This is a genomic window from Halobacteria archaeon AArc-dxtr1 (assembly GCA_025517425.1).
Classification (GTDB): Archaea; Halobacteriota; Halobacteria; order Halobacteriales; family Natrialbaceae; genus Halostagnicola.
On the sequence record JAOPJY010000001.1, the window covers coordinates 1,517,719 to 1,542,113 of the forward strand.

Genomic DNA, 24,395 nt, shown 5'->3' on the forward strand with positions numbered 1-24,395 from the left:
AGCGTCTACTCGAGAGCAATGACCGGGCCAGTTCCAGAACTCGCCGACCACGCACAGGCGTGCGCCGAGCGCCTGCTCGCCGCCGATCGCGTGCTGCTGGCCTCGCACATCGACGCAGACGGGCTGACCAGCGCCGCGGTCGCCGCGACCGCACTCGAGCGCGCGTCGATTCCGTTCGAGACGGTCTTCGAGAAACAGTTAGACGAACCCGCGATCGAACGGATCGCGGCCACTGAGTACGAGACCGTCCTCTTTACCGACTTCGGGAGCGGGCAACTCGACGTGATCTGTGCGCACGCAGACGGCGCGTTCACGCCCGTGATCGCCGACCATCACCAGCCCGCGACGGACGAGGGGAGGTCGCGCATCGACACCGAATACCACCTCAATCCGCTGCTGGTCGGCATCAATGGCGCTTCGGAACTATCGGGCGCCGGTACGAGCTACGTGCTGGCGCGGGCGCTAGCCGCAGAGAGCGGCGGCACAACAGCCACGACCGAAGCGGAGACCGCCACAGACGGGGGCACTGCCGCCTGCGCGGGCGCGTCCACAACCGGAAACCGGGATCTGGCCGCCCTGGCGGTCGTCGGCGCCGTCGGCGACATGCAGGCCTCCGGCGGCGAGCTTCACGGAGCCAACGAGAACATCGTCGAAGAGGGCGTCGCAGCCGGCGTGCTCGAGACTGCGACCGACCTCGCAGTGTATGGCACACAGACCCGACCGCTGCCGAAGCTACTCGAGTACGCGACCGACGTCCGCATTCCGGGCATCTCGAACGACGCCAACGGCGCATTGCGATTTCTCGACGGACTCGATCTCGAGTTGAAGCGAGACGGGGAGTGGCGTCGATGGTCGGGGCTCACCCCCGAGGAGAAACAAACCGTGGCCAGCGCGCTGGTCAGGCGCGCGGTTGAGCGCGGTGTTCCAGCCGGAAAGATCGACGATCTCGTCGGTACCTCCTACGTCCTGACGCAAGAGCCAGTCGGCACGGAGCTGCGCGACGCAAGCGAGTTCTCGACGCTGCTCAACGCCACCGCGCGCTACGAGCGCGCTGACGTCGGTCTCGGCGTCTGTCTGGGCAACCGGGAAGGCGCGCTCGAACGAGCCCGAAGCCTCCTGCGGGAACACCGGCGAAATCTCTCCGCAGGGATCGATCTCGTGACCGAGGAGGGGGTAACGGTCGAAGCGCACGTCCAGTGGTTCGACGCGGGCGATCGGATCCGCGAGACCATCGTCGGCATCGTTGCGGGGATGGCGATGGGCAACGACGGTGTCAGCGCTCGAAAGCCGATCGTAGCCTTCGCTGCGAAAAGCGAAGCAGAGACGAAAGTCTCTGCGCGGGGAACACATCGACTCGTCCGCGACGGGCTCGACCTCTCGGCTGCGATAAGCGAGGCCGCTCGCACGGTGGGTGGCGACGGCGGCGGCCACGACGTTGCGGCGGGCGCGACGGTTCCCGCGGGCGCCGAGCAGGAGTTCGTCGAACAGATCGACGACCTCATCGGCGAACAGCTCTCCTGAGACGCGAACAGTAGGCGGTCACGAGTAGCGACAAGCGCAGAGAACGGCGAGCGCCGAGGATCTGTCGTCCGAAACGCACCAGTGTCGATAGTGATCAGCATACATCTGCAATTGATATAGCGTTATAAGATGTACGCAAAGCAGAGTGCAGGAACGATCCGTCGAAGGCGCTAATGGAGAGCCATCAGCCGTGCGCGTTCCCAGCGAGAGTGACAAGTCTCTGAGCTTGAGGAGACAACCTGCCCGCACCACGGCTGAAGTCGTGGAGTTATACTGACCACAGGCCAGCGCTGCTCCCAAGCGAGTCACGTGGGGTGTCGGCTGGCAGGACCTCGGTCGAGCCAGTACGACCCCGACTCAGACAGCGGAGATGGTGAGCCTGGCAGTATCTCGAAATCAGACGAGTCGAACCGCATACAGACTCGGTACAAGGTTGAGCCAACGGTTCCCCTACTCTCGCGGCGAACCACCGGTAAACCACATTCCCCTATATTGAATGTCGAGGGGCCGAAGGATCGGGAATGGAAGCAGACAACGGGACACTCTCGAACAGTTGGCGGAGAGTGAACGGATCGGAGGACTCCTCGAGATGAACACGCCGCATGCATTCGAGAAGCCCGTTCAGCGCAGCCTGACGAGTCGTAACGGAGCCGATCGTTCCGGTCGTCGAACAGTCCTCAAACGAATACCGGTAGCGTAGCACCCAGCACCGGATTGGACCGATCGGATACGAATGCGTCGTCGCCCGACAGACTCCCTCGAGTTCGATGGGTGAGCGAAGATGGCGGTAGACGAGCCGATCGTCGGTTACGGTTCCGCTACACCACCCAGGCGGGAGTTTTTCGGGTGGAATTGGCGGCTCGATGGTGTACATACAGGCGGGACGCGACTATCGGGGGTCTTCGTTTGGCTTGCATACGCAACCAGAACATACCCGACAAGACCGGATTTACCTCGAACGACTACGACAGACGCAGATCGACACGCCACGTTCGGATCGCCCGATTTTTGGTCACACCACCCGTTCGGAGGTGTATGACGGACTTCGATCCCGAGCAGTTCGAGGACAAGTACGCGAACTACTTCCCAGAGCTCCAGCAGGCGTACAAGAACGCGTTCAACCGCATGAACGACCGATACGACTCCGAGTTGGTCCACGCGATCGACCAGCAGGTACTAAACGAGAGCGAACCGTTCTATGAAGACGAGGACGGGTTCCGCGTCGAGCTTCCCGACGAGCCCTACAAGCGGCTCTCTGGCGTGATCGTCGAGGAAGAACGGTTCGAGACGGTTCTTGATGCCCACGTCACAGAGATCGAAACGGAGCTGGAGCGCGTATTCGGACTCTAGACCCGGCCTGCTGGTTCTGTTCGGCATCGAGAGTAGCGACGACGGAAGGTCTAAGGAGGTTCGCCACCAACCACGAGTCATGAGCACCGAAACCCAAGAGGGAGACGACCTGGAAGAACGAGTCACCAACTTCCTGCGTCGAAACTTCCCGCAGATTCAGATGCACGGCGGCAGCGCGGCGATCCAGGACATCGACCGGGAGACCGGCGAGGTCCACATCCAGCTCGGCGGTGCCTGCAGTGGCTGTGGCATCTCCCCGATGACGATCCAGGCGATCAAGAGCCGGATGGTAAAGGAGATCCCGGAGATTCAAAAAGTGCACGCGGGAACCGGAATGGACGGCGGTGACGAAATGGGTGGCGGGATGAGCCCGTCGTTCCCCGGCGAGACCGTCGACGACGGCGAGGCAGACGAAGGACCAGAAGCTCCGTTCTAACGGTTTTCGAGGTTCGTTTTTGCTGACGTTGTACGGACCAGCGCCGCGAGCAGTCGGTTCGTTGGCGCGTCGAGCCCAGCGGCAGCCGCAGCGTCGGCTACGTACCCCGAGATGGCGTCGATCTCCGTTGGGCCGCCGGCAGCGACATCCTGGAGCATCGAGGAGGTGTTCTCTGCGGTCGCCTCCGCGACGGACTCCATCGCCGAGACGGCCTCGCGATTCGAGAGCGAGACGCCTCGCTCGCGGGCGAGGCGGGCAGCCTCACGAGTCGCGGCCCGGGAAATTGGAGTTGCCGCCGGCTCCAGGACGACGCGATTGCGGCGCCGAGTCAGTGCCGTCACCGGATTGATGCCGGCGTTGATCGCGAGCTTTTCCCACTGGCGTCGGGGCATATCGGTGGCCGCAGTCAGGGCTAGGTCGCCGGGTGTGTCGGAGAGACGATCCGAAACCGGCGATTGCCCTCCGCCGTGGGGTCCCAGAGCGATCTCACCGAGACCGGTACACTCGACGACGCCCGGTTCACGCAGAACCGCGCCGTAGGTCGCCGTCCCCGAAAGAATCTCGGCATCCGTGTAGCGCGCGAGCGTCTCCTCGTTACCCATTCCGTTCTGGAGAGAGCAGATCGCGTCGAACGAGCCCGTTGCAAGCGTTCGAGCCGCGTCTTCGGTGTCGAACGCCTTGACCGTGAGGAGCGCGAGGTCGCCGGCCAGATTCGAGCCGTCAGCGGTCGCCTGCGGATGGACGGTGCGCTCGAACGCACCAGTCAGTCGCAGCCCGGAGTCCCGGACGGCGTCGGTGTGGTCCGGTCGGCCGACGAGGGTGACGGCATGATCGTCGGCGAGCAGCCCGCCAACGAGGCTGCCGAGGCTGCCGGCGCCGAAGACGACGATTTCCATGGCGAGAGGTGAGAGAGCGCGAATAAAATTGCTTTCGTGCGAGAGACGTCGAGATCAGCTCAATCTTCAGTCCAGTAGTACAGTGACTCGCGTTCGGCCCCGCAGTTAGGACAGGTATCGGGGAGGTCGTCGCGTAGATCGCCCATTTCACCGCAGTCGAGACACCGCCACATCAACTCCGCCTCGCCGAGGTTCTTGCCTGACCTGACGTGGTGGACGCTCATGCCCTCTACTCCCTCGCGAACGGTAACGTAGAATCCCTCCTCGTCGAAGCCGCGAACGTGACCGACCTCGGTCCCGTCTTCCGTGTAGACCGACGTTCCGAAGCCGAGTGTCGATGGATCGTTATTAGTTGCCATAGGTTTGAATAGCACCCCAGTGCACTATAATCTAGTTGCAGCGGTTGATAGGCCTGAATTTGGAAGTTTCGAGAGGGTGCAGCTTGAGCGAACGTAGCCAAGATAAATCGCATAGCGCAATATAGAATGAGCTGTGAACGCATTCGTGCCGTTCGTGACCGCGTGGAGTTCTCCCGATGGAGCCGTTTCTGTTCTTCTCGGAGAGATCGAGAAGTCCCACGGTTGTGGTCGCTCTCGGGGTGTCGGAAAGTACGGCGCTGAGTGAACCGCTCGGGGTCAAGCCCCGAGGGACTTGCCTTGCTTTCTCTGTAGAAGTGTTGCCTATCGGTCAGCTGTACTTTCGAAAGCCCATGTCGCGGGCCATCTCCCGAAACGACTGCCGACACAGCCAAATATCGTACTTGCCGATCAAGCCCTGTTCTCGACCAGTGTCTCTGCAGACGCGTTGATTTCCGGTACGTCCATCCTCGGGATCGGTATCAGTCATGCTAACTCGTCCGCTCGCTGCCGCAAGGACGGTTCGACCGTCGTGTCCTCAGCGAGTTCCTCCAGAACTGTCGACGCGTTACAGTCGGCGAGTGCGTTGAGTGCGTGTCGACGGAACTCCCCACGGAGGCCGCCCATCTGGACGAGAATGCCGAGGTTCGTCGTCTCGTTCTTTCGAGCAAGCGAATCGATTGCGTCGTATCGTTGCGTTCGTGAAACGTTCTTCTTGACTGCTGTTTGGAATGTTGTAGACATCGTTCAGTAGGTTTCGGTGGTGGTTATCGTGCGTCTTCGAGTGTACAATACGAGCCGTCGTGGGCCGAGATCCACGCAGTCACCAGCGAGTCTTCGGGCACAACCGAGTAGATTGTACACAGATCCGGCTCCGAGTCCCTCGATTCGACGATCGCGAGACACTTCGACGCTGGATGCGTGACCGCCGGTGGTGCTCCCGATTCGGCTACGTGATCGGTCGAGTGCTCGGAGGTCAATCTGCGATTCCGATCTCCGTCTGGCCATCGTGTTGTTCTGGCTCACCGTCTTCGAGCTGTGCTGGCTCCTCGAACGTCGGGAATCGATCGTCGAATGCATCCCACTCGGCGTCCATCTCCTCGTCCGTGAGCAGACAGAGTTCGAGATGTTCTCGGATCGACTCGTGGTCCATCTCGGTGCCGATCAGTACCAGTTGACTGCCGCGGTCGCCCCACTGTTCGTCCCACATCTCCTCGAGTTCAGGGTAGGCGTCGAACTGCTCTTCGCGCTCTTCGGGTGGGAGGGTGGCGATCCAGTTGCCGGCGAGGGCAACCCGAATCGACTGTCCAGCGACGTTCAACATGAGCGCCATCTCCTCGCGCCCAGCGAGCCAGAAATGGCCCTTGGATCGGACGACTTCCTCTGGAAACGCGTCAAGTAGTTCGGCGAAGCGCTCGGGGTGAAAGGGACGGCGAGCTTCGAAAACGAAGGAGGTGACGCCGTGTTCGTCTTCGGCGGACTGGTGAGGTTCTTGGAGTTCTTGTATCCAACCGGCCGACTGGCTCGCCTCCTCGAAGTCGAACCGACCGGTCTCTACAACCTCGTCGATGTCGACCTGTCCATTGGTCGTCCGGATGATTTCCGCGCGGGGCTGGAGCATCTCGAGGGTCTCCTCGATTTCCTCGAGGGTCGTTTGGTCGACGAGATCGCACTTGTTGAGCAAGAGGACGTCACAGAACTCGACTTGCTCGACGAGGAGGTCGCCGAGATGTTTTTCGGTGCCGTCGTCGTCGAGAATCTCGTCGGACTGCATCGCCTCGTGGAACTGGTGGGCGTCGACGACCGTCACGGTCGTATCGAGATGGCAGTGTTCGAGCGGTTCGATACCCGTCTCCTCGTAGAACTCGGTCGGATCGAGATCAGACTGGTCGAACCCGTGTGTAAGCGTCTGAGCGACCGGAAGCGGTTCGGCGACGCCGGTCGACTCGACGATGAGCGCGTCGAACTCGCGCTCGCGGGTGAGGTTCCCGACGGCGTCGAGTAAGTCTCCGCGTAGCTCACAGCAGATGCAGCCGTTCGAGAGCTCGACTAGCTCTTCGTCTTCGGCGGAAATGTCCGAGGACTCGGCGACGAGGTCGGCGTCGACGTTGACCTCGCCCATGTCGTTGACCAGCACGGCGAGATCGCGGTCGCCGCCCTCGTGTAGGAGGTGGTTCAGCGTCGTCGTCTTCCCCGCACCCAGTGTTCCCGAAAGCACCGTTACAGGGATCGTCTGCTCTTCCATGTATTGCCAATAAAAATGCCCGAACTAATATATCTTATTATCTCAGTAGATCTTTTTATTAACGTTCAAGAGCGGTGGCTGAGGAAATTCGAGTAGCACGCTGGCTGTTACGAATTGGATCAGTACGTCACGAGTGAGGTGAGTTCGTCCGGCGAACTGGGTTCGATTCAGTTCACAGCGTGGCTGTTCGTTTCTCGGCGGTGCGTTCGGACTCGAGGAATCCAACGATCAATTTTCCCGCCCGCCTGGCACCGATCACATTGCGAGCGAACGGTCCAAGGACCTGCTGTGCGGCGACGCCCGAAACCGCAATCCGCGAGGGCGCCCCGTCCTGGCGCATCCACCGGAGCGTATCGTCGTCGAGAACTGGCGCCCCGCGATAGCCCGTCTGTAGCGTCGATTGGTGGCGAAGATGACGGAACAGCTCACCGTCGTATGGTGATCCAAACCCCGTCGCACAAACTAGTTTGTCGAGACAGAACGCGCTGTCATCCTGACAGGTGACGACGACTGCTCCGCCGGCTTCGGTTGCAACCGCAATCTCCGATCGTTCGAGTTCGATCCATTCTCGCTCGAACGCTCGCTGTAGTCGACGAAACACGTACGGAGGCATCGTTCCGTCGTATCGGGCGTCGACAACCAGTTCCTCGCGAGCACGCGAACCGGGTGGACGGGCGTGGAGGTCCTCGATACGCCCCGAGAAATGCATCCAGTCGGTGCTCGCCTCGATCGTCTCGACGCGAAACGGGCTTCGAGCGAAGAGGATGACGTCGCGGCCCGGTTGAGCGAGCGTCGTGGCAAGCTGTGCCGCAGTAATCCCGCCTCCGACGATTCCGACCGTCGACGTCTCCCCGATAGCACCAGGGTCGAACCCCGAATCCCAGACGTGAGTTACCGGTTCCGTCGAGGCCAGGTCCGTCGCCCACGCTGGATAGGTGACCGAGCCACCGTGGCCGACAGCGAGGAGACACCACTGGGAGCGAACAGGCCCGGCGGTTGTCTGGATCTCGACGGAGTCGCCTTGATCGACGATATTCGTAACATGAGCGTCGACCCGGATCGACTCGAGATCGTACTGCTCGCAAAGTGACTCCGCGTGATCAAAAAACAACGACACAGTCGGTCGCTCCGCCCCAATCGTACTCGGAATGAGCTCGTCTTCGCGCCCGTGTGTTCGGGCAAAGTCCCTGAGTGAAAACGGATCGGTATCGACGTGGTGGACAAGTGGTGATCGAAACTCGACCATTCCACACTGGCGGCACTTCCGGCGAAACGAGTCGAGAAGGCCCGAGGAGTCAACGATACGAAGCTCACCCGGGTCGACCAGATCCGCTTGTAATAGCCGAACAGCGAGATGAACGCCGTGGACACCGCCACCGACAATCGTGACTACCGCGTCGGTGCGTCTCATCGCCCGCCATGGTTCATCGGCGAGACCGCAATGCTCGGCTCGAGGCGACACAGTGTTATCGAATGTTCCCTTAGATATAATCAAAATTGTTATTCTGAAGTGTACAGTTAATACCAAATTCACGATATGGCTGATAGAGAATATAAATGGCACGCCTCTACGACACTGATGAGGAAACTAACCGACCCGTGGACAACGCCGAAGATCGGTGCTCTTCGCGTTCGTCCGTTGTCGCGGTAAGGGCAAGGTATCGATCCGAGTCGAAATTACGAGTATCGAGGGCGATAACGAGGAGAGAACAGGCTATCGCTCGAAGTTGCGGAAGATCCGTAGAAACAGCTAGGCTACGCGTGGGGAGACGAAACGCAACTGCTACATGAAGTCTTCAATACCCGACTGTTTGTTCTTGTCATTCTCGAAAATACTCTCGAGAGCCTTTTCTAAGACCTCGAGGCGCTGTTTCGTGTAATCTCGACAGTCGTACTCGTCAGCGACGTTGATCGCTGTCTGCATGTACTTGTTCACCGAGCCCTTGTGGACGGTGAGGTTGACCCGACCACCACACTCCCGGCAGTCACCGGTCAGGGGCATCCGACGGAACTTCTCGCCACAGTCGAGACAGCGGGTTTCCTGGCGAGAGAAGGCGCGTAGGTTGCCGATCAGGTCCGGGAGGAAGTGGTACTCGATGACTCGCTCTGCGACGTCGGTCTCGTCGACTGCCTCAAGCTTGCGTGAGAGTTCGAGCTGGGCGTCCATCTTGTCCATCATCGAGCCGAGCGTCTTGTACGCTGAGAGGTCCGGCCCCATCGCGATGTCGGTCGTATCGTGGGTGTGTTCGAAGCCGGTGTACTCGCCGTCGGTGCCGAGCGTGTCCTCACCGATCTGGATGTCGATCTCCTCGGGGTCTGCCTGCTCTAAGGTCTCGAGATAGAACTCGCGGGGATACTGGCTAACGATGTCCATATTGTGTGCCTCGTCGTCGATTTCGGAGGGATCGATACGCGAGGACATGACGAGCGGCGCATCCATACGCCCCCCTCTCTTATCTGGCAAGAAACTGATACTGAAGTTCAATAGGCCATCCATGAGGAGCATCACACAATCTTCGTCACCATCACAGTTGCGGCGCTTCGCGGCGTGAAAGTACGGATGTGCGTATCCGACTGCGGCGCTCGTGAATCCAATCACTCTTCCGACAGTTGCGGCGCTCGTGTGGGGTGCCATCCCGAAGACGAGCTCACCGACCAGCTCCTGGCGGTCCTCGATCTCGTAGAACGGCTCGAGGCCGTAGTACTGCTCGAGTAGATCGTCGATGAAGTTCGCGGTCTGCATCATGTGCTGGGCCGCGCCGTCGGAGAGCACGACGTCTTGGACGTTTAGCTCGACAAGCTGGTCCTCGTGGACGAGGGGTTCGCCGTGAATATCTTCCTCGTAGCCGAGTGCCTGCAGCTGGCCGACGTCGATGTCGAGCTCACTGGCTCGAACCGAGGTCACGGGGAGGTCGGTCATGTCGTAGCGGACGGTGCCGTCTTTGAACGCCGAGACGTCGTGCTTGGCTCGCAAAACGCCCTTCTCGATGGGTTCGGGGACCTTCGTCGTCGACATCAGCCCCTTGACTCCCTTCAGGATCTCGAAGGCGTTCTCGCGCTCGCCGACCGATTCGAGGGCGTCGCGGTACTCGCCGTGGATATCGACCTCGCGATTCTCGACGCAGGTCGCTTCGATCTCACAGCGGCCGCACTCGACGCGGCCGGCGTCGTCGGGATCGACGCGCTGGTCGCAGTCGGGACACCGGTAGTCGGGTTTCGTCCGGGCGTCACACTCCGGGCAGCGGTTCTTGAACGTCTCCGTCTCGCAGTCGGGGCAGCGCTGGCGGCCGATCTGGACCTCGACGACGCCGGGGGTGTCGGACATCGTCTCGGCGTGTGTGGCGGCGTCGGCGACGTTTCGCTGCGTGCCGCCGGCTTCGCCGATGGGGAAAAGCGTGTGGACGGCGGGACTCAGATCTCGGCTCTCGGACTTCTCCGGGCGACCCATCCGGTTGCCGACGCGCGTTGGCGCGCGCTCTCGGACCGCGAAGGGGGCGACCTCGTTGACGGCCTCGATGGCGTTGTCGCCCGGTTCCTCGCCCTCGTGACTCCAGTTGTGCGCGCGCTGAGAGAGATCATCGTCGTCCCAAGTGCGCACGAGTTTGACGTCGGACTCGCCAAGAGCGCGGCCGCCAGCGGGTGCATCTGGTGGGCCCGCCTCAGACGCGCCGTCGGTCGCCGTCTGGCGGATCTCACAGCCGAGCGTCCGAACGAACGGACGCCAGTCGTCGATCTCGAGTCGACCGTCGTCAGGGCGCTGGCGGTGTTCGATGACGATCGTTTCGAGCGCGCTACGGGTATCCGCAGCGTACTCGAGGACGAGTGTGCCGTCGCCGACGTCAGCTGCGGCGTCGAAATCGGCGCCCTCGATCCAGCCGTCCGCGACCGCGTCTGCGAGGGCACAAAAGTCGCCTACCGAAAGGTCGTGCCAGAGGTAGGTGTACGTGGGGTGGAGCGGGGCATCGTACTTGCGTGCCCACTCCAGGACACGGTCGGCGTCGGGGTGCTCGAGGTCGATACTGGGATCGTCTTCGAACGCCTGAACGTCCGCGCCTGCCGCTTCGAGATCCTGAATCCACCACTCGGGAGTGTAAGAGGCGGGCGCGAGGGGGTGGTTGTTCTCGACGAACTCACCGTAGTTGACGAGGTACTCCCCGAGGTCCAGAATCTTCTCGACGCCGTTTCTGATCTCGAGAGCCTCCTCGGGGTCGTCTACCTGGCGAACGTCGCCGTTGGCGAGTTTGACGGTCGGACCCTCGATAGAGTCGACCGGGACGACACCGGCGGCCTTCCCGGGCCGTTCGGTCTTGATTTGAGTGCCGGTCGCGAGGAAGTCGTCGACGAGGTGCATCGCGGCGGGATGGACGCCTGCGGTCGCGAAGCCGTGGTTGCGCGCCCGACCGTACCGAAGGCGGAAGCCGCCGTTCGCACAGGGGTGTGAGAAGACGGGTCGGCCGGCGATCAGATCGCGGAGGAACTTCGTCGACTTCTCGACGCGGGGCGGACCAGCCGGGTCGTCGGCGTCGGAATCGCCGTTCGTCGTCGCCCCTTCGTCATCGTCAGCGTGCTCGGTGTCCTCGTCGTCTTCACTCTCGCCCTCTCCGTCGGCTCCGCCTTCGTCGGCCCCGTCGGCGTCGCCAGCGTCGTCGCCGTAGGTGCCGTCGATCAGATCCTGAAGCCACGGCCAGTCGATCTCGTCCAAATTGCGGGTGTAGCGCTGGATCTTGGGTGCTTTGAGGGCGATCCCCTCAGCCATGACGAGACACATTCCGCCCCGGGCGTTGTTAGTGTCGACGCGCTCGAGATCGCGGAAGCCCGAGACTTCCTCGTCGCCCGTCGCCTCCCCATCTAACATGATCGGGAGGTGTTTGGCGATGAATTTTGTCTCCTTGTCCTTGGGCGTATACTGCAGGCCGGTCTCCTTGTCGTAGAGGGCGACCTCTTCGGCGTAGCGCTCGACCTCGTCGTCGCGAGCGTCGTACTGGGAGAGCCCGACGAGCGCACGGGTGTAGTCGGCGACGAGCACCGACAGCGCCTGGGCGGTCCCGCCAGCCGAGCGAATCGGCCCGGCGTAGTAGACGTTGACGAACTCGGAGCCGTCCCCGTTCTGTAACAGTTCGACCTTGTCGATTCCCTCGATTGGGGCTGCGACGACACCCTCCGTCAGGAGCGCGACCGCGGTCCGGACTGCACCCTCGACCTTCCCGGCTTTGGTCTCGTAGTCGCCGACTCGCCCCTCAGCGAAGTCTTCCGCGAGTTCGAGGGCGGCCTCCTCGCGGGACATCTCACCTTCGAGCTCGCGGACGCGCTCGGCGACGCCGTCGATACCGAGGATGTTCTCGACCCGGTCGGCCATGTCCTTCGCGACGGGGATCTCGACTTCGGGTTTCGGGTCCGCACCACGTTCTTTTGCTCGCTCTGCGACGTCGAACGCCTCGTCGAGCTGGGATTCGAGCCGCGAAAAGTACCGGGTGTCTTCCTCGCGCATATCAGAGCCAGAGGTCGAGTTCGGTCGTCTCGTCGTATTCGCGCTCGAGGGAGGCGTCGAAGGCCCGCATGTAGACTTCGCCGGCCCAGACGGTCGCCTCGTTCAGGTGTCCTGCGAACGCCGCCCCGTCAGCGTCCGAGAGCACGGCGTGGGTGTGTGCAAACCGCTGCCCGTCTAAGAGCGAGACGTTTCCGACGCAGCTGGCGACCTCGAGCGGTTCGTCGAACTCGATCGACGAGTACTCACAGGCGTCCTGATCGTAGAACCACAGTTCGGCGTCCTGTACCGCACCGAGTGCGGTGAACCAGGCGGCGTCGGCGTCGACCGCCGCGGCGAGCGCCTCGATCTCGGCCCGCCAGTCGGCCCCGGTCTCGAGGCGGGCGAGGTACTCTCCGTCCGTCTCGACGGCGCGATAGTTCATACCAGCGTACAGTGCGCGCCGGGCGAAAAAGTCCATCGGTCAGCGTCCGTGACTGGGACGACCAAGAACCAGCGGCAACTATCAGAGGCGCTACGCGCCGCCAGGAGCGGAAATTGGGGACGCGGCGGACGTTGTTCGGCGAGGGCGTAGAGGACTGTTGGGTGGAGGGCGTGCAGGGGCGAGATTACCGCCAGTCCGACAGAGAGGGGGCATCGACGGCGCCCATCGAGAGCCACGCTCCGTCCGCGGAGATGTCCGCGATGACGTACTCCTCGCTCGAACCGGCCGCATCGATCGTCCCGACGATGGTGTCGTCTGCCGACGAGTGTGCGTGAGTCGTGGCCATGGTGAACAGTCACACATGACGACGTATAAACCCGTCGGAACGGCCGTACTGGTCGTCTCGTGAGAGGTCGGTTAGGATCGGCGACCCGAACGCGCGTGAAACACTGGGTTTATACGGATTTTGGCCGTACGAGGGGGACATGAACGTAGCCGACGCGATGACGTCCGGTTCGGCGGTCGTGACCGTCGAGTTGCCGGGAACGAGAGGCGACGTCCTCGAGTACCTCCAAGAGCGATCGTTTTCCTCGGTTCCGGTGGTCAAACCGACCGACGACGGACTCGAGTACCGCGGGCTGGTCTCGCGGGATACGCTGATCGAACAGCCCGACGAGGACCAGCTCGTCATGCTGATGGACGACGTGCCGACGACGACGCGCGAGACCTCCCTCGAAGCGGTCGCACAGACGATGGTCGCAGAAGATGCCCGTCGAGTTCCCGTCGTCGACGGGGAGTTCGAGGGGATCGTGACGGTGACCGACGTGATCCACGCGATCGCCACGGGTGACCAGGAGACCGACGGAGAGGTCGCGTCTCACGCCAGCCAGAACGTAAACACGACCTACGAGGGCGCGCCCCTCCCCGTCGCCGAGCGCGAACTGTCCTACGCGAACGTCCCCTACACCGTCGCACTCGACGACGACGGGCGTATGAGCGGCGTCTTAACCGAGGTCGACATCATCGACGTCGCCCGAATCGTCGAGGGCGAAGAGGAGACGGGGAACAACTTCCCCGACCAGGACGCCGACTACTCCTGGGAAGGTATCAAGGGCGTCGGCAGCCGCTACCTCCCGACTCGGGACATCGAGATTCCAGCCGAACCGGTCCGGAAGTTCATGAGCGACGACGTCGTGACCGTCTCACGACGGACCGCGATCCAGGAGGCCGCCCAGCGGCTGATCAGCAACGACATCGAGCAGATTCCGCTGGTCGCGGGCGACGACCTCGTCGGCATCGTCCGAGATGTCGACCTGCTGTCGGCGCTGTACGAGTGAGCACGAACGCGAGACCTGCGGAGACATCAATTCCACTATGACACGAGCACGCAACGAAGCGAGCGACGAGCCAGACACGGACGTCAGCGAGCAGCTGGTAGAGCTCGCGAAGCGTCGGGGGTATTTCTTCCAGTCGTCGGGCGCCTACGGCGGCGTCGGCGGTTTCTACACGTTCGGACCACAGGGAGCAGCGCTGAAGGACAACGTCGAGGACGCCTGGCGCGACCGGTTCGCCCTCCAGGAGGGGAACATGGAGATCGACGCGCCGACTATCATGCCCGAGCCGGTCTTCGAGGCATCGGGCCACTTGGACGGCTTCGACGACATGCTGGTCGAGTGCCCCGAGTGTGGCGAGAGCCACCGGGCCGACCACGTCGTCGAGGACGCAACCGACTACGAGGACGCCGAGAGCCTCCCCGTCACCGAAGTCGAGGACGTCATCGCGGAGTACGAACTCGTCTGTCCCAGCTGCGGAGCCGGGTTGGCCGGCCAGGCTGTCGAGGCCTTTAACCTCATGTTCGCGACGCAGATCGGCCCCGGCGACTCCCAGCCAGGCTACCTGCGACCCGAGACCGCCCAGGGGATCTTCGTCGAGTTCCCCCGACTCAAAGAGTACGCCCGCAACACGCTGCCCTTCGGCGTCACCCAGATCGGACGGGCCTACCGCAACGAGATCAGCCCGCGCCGGTCGATCATCCGCACGCGAGAGTTTACCCAGGCCGAACTCGAGTTCTTCGTCGACCCCGACAGCGAGGGTCCCGACCTCGAGTCGGTCGCCGACGTCGAGGTAACGCTCTATCCCGCAAGCGAGCAGAACGCAGAGGGTGGGAGCGAGATCCGGACCACGATCGGTGAGGCCGTCGAGGAGGGAATCGTCACGGACGAGTGGGTCGCCTACTTCCTCGGTGTCGCCAGACCGTGGTACGAGGCCGTCGGCGTCGACATGGACCGGTTCCGGTTCCGCCAGCACCTCTCAGGCGAGCGCGCCCACTACGCCGCAGACTGCTGGGACGCCGAGGCCGAGATCGACGACAACTGGATCGAGCTCGCAGGATTCGCCCACCGCGGCGACTACGACCTCTCGAAACACGCCGAACACTCCGGCGACCGCTTTACCGTCTTCCGGCAGTACGACGAGCCCAAAACGGTCGAGCGCGCGACGGTCGACCCGGACATGAGCTACCTCGGACCGGAGTTCGGCGGCGACGCTCAGGCCGTGGTCGGGGCACTCGAGGAACTTGCAGAACAGGATCGGTCGGCGTTCGAGGGTGACACAGTCGACATTGATCTCGACGGCGACATCCACGGGATTCCCGTCGAAAAGACCGGCTTTTCGGTCGATGAGGAGACCAAAGCCGGGGAACACATCGTCCCCCACGTCGTCGAACCCTCCTTCGGCGTCGACCGCCTCGTCTACACCGTCCTCCACCACGCCTACCGCGAGGATGAGGTTGACGGCGAGGAGCGCACCTTCCTCGAACTCGAACCGGCGATCGCCCCAACCTTCGTCGGCGTCTTCCCGCTGCAAAGCGACGACGAGCTGGAGGGACAGGCCGAGGAGATCGCCACCGAACTCCGCGAGGCCGGGCTCTCCGTGACCTACGACGACTCGGGGAACATCGGCCGGCGCTACCGCCGCCAGGACGAGGTCGGGACGCCGTTTTGCGTGACCGTCGACTACGAGACGGTCGAACAGGAGCCGACGACGGTCACGGTTCGCGAGCGCGATTCGACCGCCCAGAAGCGCCTCCCGGTCGACGGCCTCGCCGAAACGCTGTCGGCGCTTCGCGAGGGCGAGGTCGCCTTCGAGGACGTGGCGTAGTCGGATTCTGCGGGGGAGACGTTTCGGAAGGAACTCACGAGCGTTCGTCTTCGACCTCTGCAACGTAGGTTTCAGTCTCCCTCGGAGTAGCGAATTCTCGAAAACTGAACGTTATTTTCGCAGTCGCCGGGGTATGTGAAACTCGGAAGAAGGTATAGACCCTTCCACCAGGAGGTTCTCCCCCTCCGCCAGCCCACGGATCGCCGACCCGGCAACAATAGATGTGGACTGTGTCATCGTTCTCGAGCCCGACTGCCTCGATTGCGATATTCTCGTCACCGCTCCATCTCCACGGGAAGACGATCAGGGCACTCGTTTCGAAATCGGTTTCTTCGATAAACGTCGGTTCATTCGCATCTTCAGGCCCGGTGAGCGGCGTATCGCCATCGAGGGCGCTGAGATTTAACCGATCTGTCGTCTCCTCGGTAATGATCGACACGCGGTTGTCGTCCGTTCTGTGATCGAGTTCCCAGTATCCGTCTTCGAGTAGCGTCGGCGTACCGGCGGTTGAATAGTGGGACGTCGTCCACGTTCCATACTCGATCTCGGTGAGTTTGTCCGGTGGCTCGGGGCACATCTCCTCCTGTGGTCGCATCTCCTCATCGTCGTTCTCGTCATCCCTGTTGCTGGTCTCGTCGTCATCGGGTTCGGCGGTGTCATCGTCGGACTGGTCGGGATCTACCCCTTGAATTTCATCGATACAGCCGCTCAGTCCCACGAGTGTGCCTGCACCAGTCATCGCAAGGACAGTACGACGTTTCATAGTGGAAGGATTCAGTAATTATACAGTTATACTTTGGGGTCACTCAAATGGCGATTTTAGTTGGAAGAGGAACAATTGGGACGATCATGCAACTACTGCCGGGTATGGTGACAGGTGGTGGTCCATTTGCATACACACGAACCGCGTGGCACCCACCGCGACCGACCGGGGGAACCGTTTCGACGTACTGAAGGTCACATGCTCCAAGCACTCGGTACATGGCCGACGAACTGAAGCGACGGCTGGTCCACGCGAGCGGCGCCGGCCTCGTCGCGCTCTGGCTGCTCGCCCAGTCTCTCGAGGCGGGACTCACCTGGGCGCTGTTCGGCGCCCTGATGGTCGGCCTCTCGGTCGGCGTCCTCGTCCTCGAGTTCCTCCGGCTCCGGGTCGGCCTCGAGTGGTGGATCTACGAGAAGCTCACCCGCGAGTACGAGGCAGACCAGTTCGCCGGCTACGGCTACTACATGCTGAGCATGACGGCCGTCGTGCTCGTCTTCCCGCCCGAGATTGCCCTCCCCGCGATGTTGATGCTCGCGATCGGCGACCCCGTAAGTGGGGCGGTCTCCGACGACACGCTCCGGCGGGTGAAAGGGGCCAAGGTACTCGTCACAATGTTCGTCGTGAGCGCCATGCTGGCCGCACCGTTCCTCGCCGAGTACCCCCAGGCCGTCGTGGCGGCCGCACTCGGCGCAACGCTGGCCGACGGCGTGACGGTTCGCATCGGCGACTACATCGTCGACGACAACCTGACGATCCCAATCTACGCGGCCGTGCTGGCGTGGCTTGCGATCGAGTTCGTCCCTCTCTAATCCAGTTCGAGTTCTTCCGTCCGCGCGTACGTCGTCCGTCCGAGGTGGCCGACGGCGTCGAGCTCCGAGGCGTCGATCAACTCGTTACTCGCCTCGTCTGAAATCGTCCCATGCGAAATCGCTCCGTCCGAGAGCACCCCGTCCACGACGTGGACGGCGACGACCCGGCCGAACAGTAGCGTCCGGTCGCCGACGGCGAGGTCGTCGTGGTGGACGCACTCGAGCGTGACCGGCGCGTCCGCGACTCGAGGCGGATCGATCCGATCGCAGGCGCCGCGTTCGACGCCGGCAACGTCGAACTCGCTTTCCTCGGGCGGGAGGTCGGCGGCGGTCGCGTCGGTCGCCTCGACCAGCGACGGGGTCACGAGATTGATCGCGAACGCACCGGTCTCGCGGGCATTTCGAAGCGTGTCCTTGGGTCGTCCGTCCTCCCGGTTTCCGATCGCGACTGCGACGATGGGTGGCTCCGCGGAGACGTGCGTGTAGGCGCTGAAGGGGGCGAGGTTGTCGACGCCCGCGGCGCTCGTCGTACTGATCCAGGCGATCGGACGTGGCGAGACGACCGCAGAAAGAAGGTGGCCGGCTTCACCTGGAGAGAGGGAGTTGGCGTCGTAGGTGGGCATACTCGGACGGTTTTCGCGCGAGCGCCAAAGCGTTTGTCGCGGTAGGGGCGTCAGACCGGAAGCCACGGGGCTGGGAATCGCGCGGCTCAGAGATCGGCCGACCGGAACCGGTGGTAGCCAAGGCCGACGGAGACGACGATCCAGCCGAGCAAGATTCCGAGCGCGAAGCCGGGCCGCTCGTAGAACGCGGGCTCCGCAGGCGGCTGGACGAGCGTCCCTGGACTGACGTCTTCGAAGAGCCCGGAAACCAGGTGCGTGTAGGCGGCCACAGGGTTGAGCGCCTCGACGAAGGTGACCCACTCCGGCGACGCGTCGGGCATCGAGAAGCCGTGGCGAGCGTACAACAGCGCCTGGGGAACCGCCGTCCAGAGCTGGAAGTAAAAGAGCAAGAACAGCCCCATCGCGCCCGCAGTCGCTCGGGTCGTCGTCCGAGAGATCGCAGAGAGTCCGATCGAGAGGGCGGTAAACGTCACGCCGAGCAGCGAGAGCAAGAGGAGTGCGCCGACGAACCCGACGGGGTCGAGGGGAACACCCTGAACCAGCGCGACGGGGACGGCTGCGAGAAAGGCCGCAAACAGGGCGCCACAGATGACGATGCTGCGGCCGAGGAAGGTCCCGAAGACGACGGTTCCGCGGGAGACGGGCAGCCCAAGAACGACTTTGAGCGCCCCACTGGCCCGTCGTTCGACGACCGCTGGCGCGAAGAAGCCGAGCGTAAGCAGGACGGTGAACATGGTAAACAGCGGGAGCAAGGGTTCTGCGACGGTCGCCTCGTCGCTACCCGCCGACCGGCCTGCAGTGTAGGTCATAAACAAGCTCAACAGCACGTAGAGCCCGACGAAGATCTGTAACTGACGCTCGCGTCGCGTGTCGCGGATATCCTCGCGGACGAACAGCGAGAGTGCAGCGAGGCGGCTCACTGGGCGACACCTCGCGTGTACCGCTCGAAGAGGTCGTCGAGGGAGGTCTCCCCAGTCTCGACGTTCGTCACCGTCGCCGGCGAGTCGTGGACAGCGGCGATGGCGGGTGCTTTCGCGGCATCGTTGCAGGTGACGACGACGGTCGTTCCCTCGGCCGTAACGCCGGCGACGCCCTCGATGGTGCGGATTCGGTCGAGAGTGGGTTCGGGAAGCGCCGCGTCACCCGAAAGTTCGATCTCGAGCGTCGCGGAACCGCCGGCCGAGTCGCGAAGGGCGTCGATCGTGTCGACGGCGACAAGCGTTCCGCCGTCCAAAATGCCGACGCGGTCGCAGACAGCCTCGACTTGCTCCATGATGTGACTCGAGAAGAACACCGTTGCACCGCGCTCGTTCTCCTCGCGGACGATCTCGCGCATCCGGCGGGCGCCGTTCGGGTCGAGTCCAGTCGAGGGCTCGTCGAGCACGAGGAGATCGGGCTCGCCGACGAGCGCGACTGCGAGCATGAGCCGCTGGGCCATCCCCTTCGAGTACTGCGCGACGGGGTAGGCGTCGGGCCCGCGCATGCCGACGCGCTCGATGAGCTCGTCGGGGTCGTCGTCGGCCCCTTTCGCTTCGATCGCGAACTCGACGTGCTCGCGGCCAGTTCGCTCCCCGATCGGACCGAAGCCGTCGGGGAGGACGCCGACCCGACTTCTGGCCGCGACGCCCTCGCCGGGAACGTCGTAGCCGAGCAGTTCGATCGAGCCGTCGGTCGGCTGCGTGTAGCCGAGCAGGATGTCAATCGTGGTCGACTTCCCGGCGCCGTTGGGACCCAGAAAGCCGAAAACCTCGCCCTCGCGAACGGAGAGGTCGACGTCGCGCAGAGCGGTGACCGAGCGGTTTCCCAAGAGCCCGTAGCTGACGTAGCGCTTGGTGACGCCGCGGAGTTCGATGGCGGCCATACTCGGAGGAGTGCAGGTAGGGGTTGTAATTCTTGTGGATCGAATTACACGTCTCCGGCGGTAGCGAGCGTCGCATGGACGGCAGGTTCACTTTCACCGCGGTACATCAACGCTTATTCGCGGCGGCGGCGAACGAGTGACAATGGCAGCGACGGACGAGCACCAGCCCGCGATCGAGCATCCGCTTTTACAGCCGGACTTCTTGGAGCGCCGGCTCTACCAGTTGAAACTCGCCGGAACAGCGGCAAACGACCATACGCTCGTCTGTCTCCCGACAGGCCTCGGGAAGACGACCGTGAGCCTGCTCGTGACGGCACGGCGGGTAGACGAGGTCGGCGGGAAGTCGATGATGCTCGCACCGACCAAACCGCTCGTCCAGCAACACGCCGACTTCTACCGCGAGGCGCTACAGATTCCCGACGACGAGATCGTCGTCTTCACGGGCGACGTCAGCCCGGACGACCGCGCCGCCCTCTGGGAAGAGGCGACGGTCGTAATGGCGACCCCGCAGGTGATCGAGAACGACCTCGTCGGGAGCCGCATCTCGCTTGCGGACGTCACCCACCTGACCTTCGACGAGTGCCACCGCGCGACTGGCGACTACGCGTACAACTACATCGCCGAGCGCTACCACGCCGACGCAGAGAATCCTCTGGTGACCGGGATGTCGGCCTCCCCTGGAGGGGACGAGGAGGCCATTCTCGAGGTCTGTGAGAACCTCGGGCTCCGAGAGGTGGAGGTGATGACCGAAGACGACGCCGACGTCGCCGAGTTCACCCACGACACCGACGTCGAGTGGGAGCGCATCGAACTGCCCGAAGAGGTACTCGAAATCCGAAACGCGTTGAACGAGGTTATCAGCGACCGGCTTGAGAAGCTAAAGGAGCTCGGGGTGGCGAAGTCGACCCAGCCCGACCAGTCCCAGACGGACCTGAATCGAATGCGGGCGGAGCTCCAGCAGCTGATCAACAACGACCAGTCGGAGGGGTACAAGGGAATGTCCGTCCACGCCGAGGTGATGAAGCTCCGCCAGGCCGTGACGCTCGTCGAGACCCAGAGCGTCGAGGCCCTGCGACGGTACTTCGAGCGCCAGCGCAACCAGGCGCGCTCATCAGGGGCCTCGAAGGCGAGTCAGCGAATGGTCAGCGATCCGCGGGTCACGGAAGCGATGCGCCGCGCTGAGAGCTTCGATCAGCTTCACCCGAAATACCGCAAGACTCGGATGCTGCTCGCCGAGACTCTGGGACTGGAAGGCGGCGAGCGCGTCATCGCCTTCACCGAATCACGAGACACGGCGGAGGCGCTGACGGAGTTCCTCTCGGAGAGCTTCGACGCCAAGCGGTTCGTCGGCCAGGGCGACCGCGAAGGGAGCGACGGGATGACCCAGAACCAACAACAGGAGGTTCTCGACGACTTTCGCGCCGGCGAGTTCGAGGTGCTCGTCTCGACCTCCGTCGCCGAGGAGGGCCTCGACGTCCCCGAAGTCGACCTCGTACTCTTTTACGAGCCCGTGCCGACGGCGATCCGATCCATCCAGCGCAAGGGTCGGACCGGCCGCCAGTCCGAGGGGCGGGTCGTCGTCCTCCTCGCAGAGGACACCCGCGACGAGGCGTACTTCTGGATCTCCCGCCGTCGCGAGAAAGAGATGGAATCAGAGCTACGCGAGCTGAAGGGAATGGCCGACGACCTCGAAGCAGAGCTCGACGACGCCCAGCAGTCGCTCGCGGCGTTCGACACCGGAGCGAAAGTGGACGCCGGGGACGGAAAAACGCAACCAGGCGACGGGGAGCGCAGTGGAACTGAGGGGGTTGCCTCCCGGCCGGGATTGACCGACTTCGCGGGCGACGATGAGGGGGACGAGAGCGACGCCGAGGGGGAGGGCAACGACGCCGAGACCGACGACGGTGCCGGCAAACGGGAGGAGGCCGATGTCGACGAACCAGACGAGATCGAAACGCACGAGCCCCACGCCGAGGGCGACGCGATCGAGATCGTCGCCGACCAGCGCGAGATGGACGCCAACATCGCCCGCGAGCTCTCCCGACGCGAGGAGATCGAGATCCGCCTCGAGACCTTAGACGTCGGCGACTACGTCTGCTCTGACCGGGTCGTCGTCGAGCGCAAGTCCGTTGCGGACTTCGTCGACTCGCTGGTCGGGGGCGACCGCTCGGTCTTCGAGCAGGTGGGTGCGATGGCCAGAAGCTACTCGCGGCCGGTCGTGATCGTCGAGGGCGAGGGACTGTACGAACAGCGGGACATCCACCCGAACGCGATCCGGGGCGCACTCTCCTCGCTGGCGATCGACTTCGGCGCGAGCGTTCTGCGAACCGAAAGTGAGGACGACACCACCGAACTACTCGCGGTCCTCGCGGGTCGCGAGCAGGAAACGGCCGACCGGGAAGTCTCGGTTCACGGTGAGAAGGGCGCGAAGACGCTGGGCGAGCAACAGGAGTACGTCGTCTCCTCGATCGCCGAGATCGGCCCCGTCACGGCGCGCTCGCTGCTCGAGACGTTCGGCGGCGTCGAGGCGGTGATGACCGCCGACGAAGACGACCTACAGGAGGCAGAGGGCGTCGGCGCGGTCACCGCAGAGCGTATCCGGGAGGTCGTCGGAAGCGAGTACGCCGGTGTCGGATCGGGCGACGGTGAGTGACTGAAACGAGAGATGGGTTCCGTTTCAAAACAGGAACACGAGGAGAATCAGCGGCGACACTACCAGGAGTGTGAACAGGTGGCGCCACGTTCCGTACGGCGGTTCGCTGTGAACGTCGTCACGCGATCGCGCTCGCTCGTAGGCGATCCACGCGCCGAGGACGACGGCTACGGCGCCAATCGGGACGAGCGCGAACATGACGAAGCTCCAGCCGAGGAGCGCGGCGAATCCTGCGAGGCCGACGACGAGACCGATGAGGGCGCCGCCGAGGAGCGCACCGGTCGAGAGGCGGCGCCATACGCCCAGTACCGTCGTACCAATTGCGATGGCGGCGAGCCACCCGACGAGGACGGTGTCACCGAGCGGCGAGAGCGGGGTCGCCAGCGGCCCGGTCACCACATACAGTGAGGTTGTGGGGACGAGCGCGCCGAAAGCAAGCGCCTCAGCGACCATGAGAACGGGGATCCGGTCGGTCACGAGCGGCGAATGGGTTCGCGCCCGAATAGTCGTTTGGGCGCGCCTCACGCGATCGTGTGTCCGTACTCACCGCAACGCATCGAGGGCCTCGGCAGCCTCCCGCGCGGCCTGCAGACAGTCCCTCGCGTATCGGGGGTCGTCAGTCTCCGCGGCCGCCTGCGCGAAGCGTTCGAGCGCGGCGACAAGCGCGTCGTGGCCGGCGTCGAGATCGCCGTCGACGCCCGGTTCCGACGCGCCGGTGGCGGGTGGAGCCGACGCCTGTCTAGAAGTCGACGGCGCCTCGGCGTTGCGAGGCGACTCCGAACGGGATGGCCCCTCGTCGTTGGTCCGAGCGATCGTCGGATCGGCGGTGACTGCTTCCGGATCGGGGTCGGCGGGACCACCCTGTGGCTCGGAAGCGGACGCGACGCCGTCGTCCGACTCGTCAGCGGCGTTCTCGTCCGGTTCGGGCGCTGGGGTATCGGCACCCGGTTTGGGCGCTGGGGAATCCGCCGGTTGGGAGGTGGCGGCGCCCGATTTGGACGTTCCGGCACTGCTCGATCCCGGCTCGTTTCCGTCTTCGATCGACGCCTCGACGCCCTCGGGACCGCCGTGACAGGAGGGGCAGAACGTGGTCCCGTTCTGCTCGAACAGCGGATCGCCGCAGGTTCCACAGTGCGTGTTGGTCATCCGAGCGCCCTTCAAGAGGAGGTCGCTCATCCGCTGGGTCGCCTCGCGATCGGCCTGCTCCTGCTCGTACTTCTTGCGGAGCTTCTCGCGTTCGGCTTCCTTGTCGAAGTCGCTCATACGCGTGGACACGTCGCCCGAGAGGGAAAAAGCTGCGACACGAACGGGGTGCTTGCGGACGGGACCGAACAGCGTGCGGCGCGACAGCGGAGCGCCGCCTACCGCATGGCCGCTTCGACGGCGTCGACAGCTGCCGCGGGCGTCTCGACCGCGCGGACGTCGGGGACGTCGTGCGTATCGATCCCCACGACGGGACGGTCGTAGATCCCGGCGAACCCAATCTCGGAGAGCGTGCCGGCGCCGCCGGCGAGCGCGATCACCGCGTCGCCGTTCATCGCGACGAGCGCGTTCCTGGCGTGGCCCAGTCCGGTCGCGATGGCAGTGTCGATGTGCTCGTTGGCCGCCTCGCGGCGCTCACCCGGTAGAATACCGATCGTCTCGCCGCCCTCGCGCTTCGCACCGCGACAGACCGCCGTCATCGTCCCGCCACGACCGCCACAGACGACGATGTGGCCCCGTCGGGCGAGTTCGGCGCCCAACTCCTCGGCGATCACCGCACCATCTTCGGAAACGGTTCCACCACCGATGACGCTGACGCGCATACCAGAAGA

At 63.6% G+C, this 24,395-nt stretch carries 23 protein-coding genes; 7 read left to right on the top strand and 16 right to left on the bottom strand.

The window, feature by feature from the left end; all coding sequences use genetic code 11:
* Positions 1-18: 18 nt before the first annotated feature.
* From OB905_07815 to OB905_07825, 3 genes are all read left to right on the top strand, one after another.
* Positions 19-1,521, top strand: coding sequence for a DHH family phosphoesterase (locus OB905_07815; protein ID MCU4925889.1), 1,503 nt, complete (start codon positions 19-21; stop codon positions 1,519-1,521).
* Between the two features lie 1,035 nt (positions 1,522-2,556).
* Positions 2,557-2,871, top strand: coding sequence for a DUF5783 family protein (locus OB905_07820; protein ID MCU4925890.1), 315 nt, complete (start codon positions 2,557-2,559; stop codon positions 2,869-2,871).
* 79 nt (positions 2,872-2,950) lie between these two features.
* On the top strand, positions 2,951-3,307 hold the full coding sequence (locus OB905_07825; protein ID MCU4925891.1) for a NifU family protein: 357 nt from the start codon (positions 2,951-2,953) through the stop codon (positions 3,305-3,307).
* On the opposite strand, the gene OB905_07830 is transcribed toward OB905_07825, so the two are convergent.
* From OB905_07830 to OB905_07870, 9 genes are all read right to left on the bottom strand, one after another.
* Entirely contained in the window at positions 3,304-4,203 is a 900-nt protein-coding gene (locus OB905_07830) for a ketopantoate reductase family protein (GenBank protein ID MCU4925892.1), read from the bottom strand. The genes OB905_07825 and OB905_07830 overlap by 4 nt on opposite strands.
* A 59-nt stretch (positions 4,204-4,262) precedes the next feature.
* The gene (locus OB905_07835; GenBank protein MCU4925893.1) at positions 4,263-4,562 is read right to left on the bottom strand and encodes a hypothetical protein; all 300 of its coding nucleotides are present in this window, start codon (positions 4,560-4,562) and stop codon (positions 4,263-4,265) included.
* 328 nt (positions 4,563-4,890) lie between these two features.
* A complete protein-coding gene (locus tag OB905_07840) occupies positions 4,891-5,049 on the bottom strand; it encodes a 30S ribosomal protein S14 (protein MCU4925894.1) in 159 nt (52 codons plus the stop codon).
* Positions 5,046-5,303, bottom strand: a complete 258-nt coding sequence (locus tag OB905_07845; protein MCU4925895.1) for a hypothetical protein — start codon at positions 5,301-5,303, stop codon at positions 5,046-5,048. Before OB905_07845 ends, OB905_07840 begins: the two co-directional genes overlap by 4 nt.
* A gap of 232 nt (positions 5,304-5,535) precedes the next feature.
* Positions 5,536-6,804, bottom strand: a complete 1,269-nt coding sequence (locus OB905_07850; GenBank protein ID MCU4925896.1) for a GTP-binding protein — start codon at positions 6,802-6,804, stop codon at positions 5,536-5,538.
* 172 nt (positions 6,805-6,976) lie between these two features.
* Positions 6,977-8,215, bottom strand: coding sequence for an FAD/NAD(P)-binding protein (locus OB905_07855; protein ID MCU4925897.1), 1,239 nt, complete (start codon positions 8,213-8,215; stop codon positions 6,977-6,979).
* Between the two features lie 372 nt (positions 8,216-8,587).
* Entirely contained in the window at positions 8,588-12,292 is a 3,705-nt protein-coding gene (locus tag OB905_07860) for a DNA polymerase II large subunit (GenBank protein MCU4925898.1), read from the bottom strand.
* A gap of 1 nt (position 12,293) precedes the next feature.
* Positions 12,294-12,713 (bottom strand): DUF296 domain-containing protein, encoded by a 420-nt coding sequence (locus OB905_07865; protein ID MCU4925899.1) that lies wholly within the window; start codon positions 12,711-12,713, stop codon positions 12,294-12,296.
* Positions 12,714-12,897: 184 nt separating this feature from the next.
* Positions 12,898-13,059: a hypothetical protein gene (locus OB905_07870; GenBank protein MCU4925900.1), complete on the bottom strand. Its 162-nt coding sequence runs from the start codon at positions 13,057-13,059 to the stop codon at positions 12,898-12,900.
* 139 nt (positions 13,060-13,198) lie between these two features.
* On the opposite strand from OB905_07870, the gene OB905_07875 reads away from it, so the two are divergent.
* Both OB905_07875 and glyS read left to right on the top strand, forming a co-directional pair.
* Positions 13,199-14,050, top strand: coding sequence for a CBS domain-containing protein (locus OB905_07875; protein MCU4925901.1), 852 nt, complete (start codon positions 13,199-13,201; stop codon positions 14,048-14,050).
* 37 nt (positions 14,051-14,087) lie between these two features.
* On the top strand, positions 14,088-15,872 hold the full coding sequence (glyS, locus tag OB905_07880; protein ID MCU4925902.1) for a glycine--tRNA ligase: 1,785 nt from the start codon (positions 14,088-14,090) through the stop codon (positions 15,870-15,872).
* 34 nt (positions 15,873-15,906) lie between these two features.
* Here glyS and OB905_07885 read toward each other — a convergent pair whose 3' ends face one another.
* Positions 15,907-16,635 carry a hypothetical protein gene (locus OB905_07885; protein ID MCU4925903.1) on the bottom strand — a complete coding sequence of 243 codons (729 nt, stop codon included), beginning with the start codon at positions 16,633-16,635 and terminating at the stop codon, positions 15,907-15,909.
* Between the two features lie 218 nt (positions 16,636-16,853).
* On the opposite strand from OB905_07885, the gene OB905_07890 reads away from it, so the two are divergent.
* Complete coding sequence (locus tag OB905_07890) at positions 16,854-17,444, top strand: dolichol kinase (protein ID MCU4925904.1); 591 nt, start codon at positions 16,854-16,856, stop codon at positions 17,442-17,444.
* Here the strand turns inward: OB905_07890 and OB905_07895 are convergent.
* The 3 genes from OB905_07895 to OB905_07905 form a co-directional block, all read right to left on the bottom strand.
* Positions 17,441-18,067 (bottom strand): flavin reductase family protein, encoded by a 627-nt coding sequence (locus OB905_07895; protein MCU4925905.1) that lies wholly within the window; start codon positions 18,065-18,067, stop codon positions 17,441-17,443. The genes OB905_07890 and OB905_07895 overlap by 4 nt on opposite strands.
* A gap of 86 nt (positions 18,068-18,153) precedes the next feature.
* Positions 18,154-18,987, bottom strand: coding sequence for an ABC transporter permease (locus OB905_07900; GenBank protein MCU4925906.1), 834 nt, complete (start codon positions 18,985-18,987; stop codon positions 18,154-18,156).
* Positions 18,984-19,928 (bottom strand): ABC transporter ATP-binding protein, encoded by a 945-nt coding sequence (locus tag OB905_07905; protein MCU4925907.1) that lies wholly within the window; start codon positions 19,926-19,928, stop codon positions 18,984-18,986. Before OB905_07905 ends, OB905_07900 begins: the two co-directional genes overlap by 4 nt.
* Before the next feature lie 142 nt (positions 19,929-20,070).
* On the opposite strand from OB905_07905, the gene OB905_07910 reads away from it, so the two are divergent.
* The gene (locus OB905_07910; GenBank protein MCU4925908.1) at positions 20,071-22,581 is read left to right on the top strand and encodes a DEAD/DEAH box helicase; all 2,511 of its coding nucleotides are present in this window, start codon (positions 20,071-20,073) and stop codon (positions 22,579-22,581) included.
* A gap of 24 nt (positions 22,582-22,605) precedes the next feature.
* Here OB905_07910 and OB905_07915 read toward each other — a convergent pair whose 3' ends face one another.
* The 3 genes from OB905_07915 to OB905_07925 all read right to left on the bottom strand — a co-directional run bounded on the left by OB905_07915 (position 22,606) and on the right by OB905_07925 (position 24,386).
* A complete protein-coding gene (locus tag OB905_07915; protein ID MCU4925909.1) occupies positions 22,606-23,058 on the bottom strand; it encodes a hypothetical protein in 453 nt (150 codons plus the stop codon).
* A 66-nt stretch (positions 23,059-23,124) separates the two neighbouring features.
* Positions 23,125-23,844, bottom strand: coding sequence for a hypothetical protein (locus OB905_07920; protein ID MCU4925910.1), 720 nt, complete (start codon positions 23,842-23,844; stop codon positions 23,125-23,127).
* Positions 23,845-23,942: 98 nt separating this feature from the next.
* Positions 23,943-24,386, bottom strand: coding sequence for a TIGR00725 family protein (locus tag OB905_07925; protein MCU4925911.1), 444 nt, complete (start codon positions 24,384-24,386; stop codon positions 23,943-23,945).
* Between the last annotated feature and the right edge of the window lie 9 nt (positions 24,387-24,395).